The 2,446-nt window shown below is 71.0% G+C and carries 2 protein-coding genes; one reads left to right on the top strand and one right to left on the bottom strand.

The window, feature by feature from the left end; genetic code table 11:
- Positions 1–126: 126 nt before the first annotated feature.
- The gene (locus HW578_RS25485) at positions 127–825 is read right to left on the bottom strand and encodes an alpha/beta fold hydrolase (RefSeq protein ID WP_198373512.1); all 699 of its coding nucleotides are present in this window, start codon (positions 823–825) and stop codon (positions 127–129) included.
- A 193-nt stretch (positions 826–1,018) separates the two neighbouring features.
- On the opposite strand from HW578_RS25485, the gene HW578_RS25480 reads away from it, so the two are divergent.
- The coding region (locus HW578_RS25480) for a DEAD/DEAH box helicase (protein WP_232479279.1) at positions 1,019–2,446 on the top strand (1,428 nt) is incomplete at its 3' end.

Raw genomic sequence — 2,446 nt, 5'->3', positions numbered from 1 at the left:
TTCCGCGCCATCGGCGCCGAGCCCGCCGCCTCGGGCCGCGCGGCGCTGGCGGCGCGCATCGCCGCCGAGGACGCGCGCTGGGGCGCGCTGGTGCGCGAGGTCGGCATCACCGTCGAATAGCGCCGGTCAGGCGACCAGCCAGGCGGCGAGCGCGGCGTTCACCGCTTCGGGCGTCTCCATGGTCGGCAGGTGGCCGGCATCGGCGAAGCGGCGCAGCCGCGCACTGGGGATCATCGCCGCCATTTCCTCGGCCAGGTGCGGCGGGGTCAGCGCGTCCTCCGCACCCACGCCAACCAGGGTGGGCACGGCGATGCGTGCCAGGTTCGGACGCGAATCGGGACGGTGCATGATCGCGTGCTGCTGGCGCAGGAAGGCTTCCTGGCCGACCCGCTCGGCCATCGCCATCACCTCCTCCGCGAGCGGCGTGTCGAGGCGGGAGGGATGGATCAGCTGCGGCAGCAGCCGCGGCGTGACGCCGCGGAACTGGCCGGAGCGCGAGAGCGAGATCAGCCCGCGGCGACGGCGCGTCTGCTCCGCCGTGTCCGGCCGCGCCGAGGTGTCGAGCAGCGCGAGCCGCGTGACGCGCCCGGGGGCCTGGCGGAGGATCTCCAGCGCGACATAACCGCCCATCGACAAGCCCACGAGCGCGAAATCGCCCTCCACCGCCGCCAGGGCCCGCGCCGCCATGGCCTCGACCCCGTCATCCTGCGTCAGGTCTGCCACCACCGGGCGGGCGAGCGGTGCGAGCGCCGCCACCTGGTCGCGCCACAGCCGCGCATCGCAGAGCAGGCCGGGCAGCAGCAGCAGGGCGGGCGCATCGTTCATGCGGCGGCTTTACCGCCGCGCCCGCATGGCGTCCATGCACCCGGACGGGCGGAAATCCTTGATCTTCGCGCCGAAGCGGCGCATATCCGGCGCGCTCGTGGAATGGCGGGCCGGATCGCCGGCCCCGGATGCGCGCCCTGCCGGGGCTCGGCCACCCACCGCAACCACCCCTGGCGGCCCGCCTGGCCGGGCCATGGAACCGAGCGAATTGAACGATCTTCCCGTTGCGGCCGCTGACGCGGCCGATGTCCCGGCTCAGCCGGAGACCTCCCCCGAGGTGATCCTCGCCGCGGCGCCAAGCGAGGCTGCCGCGCCGCCGCCTGCCGAAGCCGAGGAGGACGTCCCGGACTACACGGAGGAGGAGCCGCCGGCGCGGACCACCTTCGCCGATCTCGGCCTGTCCGATGAACTGCTACGCGCCGTCACGGAATCCGGCTACGTCCACCCCACGCCGATCCAGGAACAGGCCATCCCGTATGTCCTGATGAACCGGGACGTTCTGGGCTGCGCGCAGACCGGCACCGGCAAGACAGCGTCGTTCGTGCTGCCGATGCTCGACATCCTGACCGGCTCGCGGGCCAAGGCGCGCATGCCGCGCAGCCTGATCCTGGAACCCACGCGCGAACTCGCGCTGCAGGTCGCCGAAAACTTCGAGAAATACGGCAAGTACCTCAAGCTCAATCACGCCCTGCTGATCGGCGGCGAGAGCATGAACGACCAGCGCGACGTGCTCGAGAAGGGCGTCGACGTGCTGATCGCCACGCCAGGCCGGCTGCTCGACCTGTTCGACCGCGGCCGCATCCTGATGGCGGACTGCAAGCTGCTGGTCATCGACGAGGCCGATCGCATGCTGGACATGGGGTTCATCCCCGATGTCGAGCGCATCGTCGGCATGCTGCCCAAGATCCGCCAGACGCTGTTCTTCAGCGCCACCATGGCTCCCGAGATCCGTCGCCTGGCCGATGCCTTCCTGTCGAACCCGAAGGAGATCGCGGTCTCCGCACCCGCTTCGGTGGCCACGACCATCACGGCCGGCATCGTCTATGTGCAGCCGCACGACAAGCGCGAGGCGCTGCGCCGGATGATCCGCGTCGAGCAGGTGCAGAACGCGCTGATCTTCTGCAACAAGAAGATCGAGGTCGACATTCTCTACAAGTCGCTGAAGAAGCACGGCTTCAGCGTCGGCGCCCTGCACGGGGACATGGACCAGTCGACCCGCTTCGCCACGCTCAACGCCTTCAAGGCGAATGAGCTGCAGCTTCTGGTGTGCTCGGACGTCGCGGCGCGCGGCATCGACATCGGCGGGCTGAGCCACGTGTTCAATTTCGACGTGCCCTTCCGCGACGAGGACTATGTCCACCGGATCGGCCGCACCGGCCGCGCCGGGCGCGAGGGCCACGCCTATACCATCGCGACGGCCGACGACGCCCGCAACGTGCTGGCGATCGAGAAGCTGACCGGCAAGCCCATTCCGCGCATGCAGGTCGAGGGCCTCGACCCGGTCTCCGACGAGGAGATCGAGGAGGCGCTGCGTGCCCCGCGCGGGCGCGGGCGCGGCCGTGGCGCACCGGCGGCCAAGGGCCGCGGCGGACGCGATGGCAGCCGCCGCGAGGCCGGACCA

Source organism: Roseomonas rosulenta, assembly GCF_016106005.1.
Taxonomy (GTDB): Bacteria; Pseudomonadota; Alphaproteobacteria; order Acetobacterales; family Acetobacteraceae; genus Neoroseomonas; species Neoroseomonas rosulenta.
The sequence above is the reverse complement of the archived record's forward strand: the minus strand, read 5'-3'. Positions and strand labels throughout refer to the sequence as shown.

Excerpts from the sequence above, each read along its gene's own strand:
- HW578_RS25485 (WP_198373512.1), bottom strand. The coding sequence starts at position 825 with ATGAACGATGCGCCCGCCCTGCTGCTGCTGCCCGGCCTGCTCTGCGAT.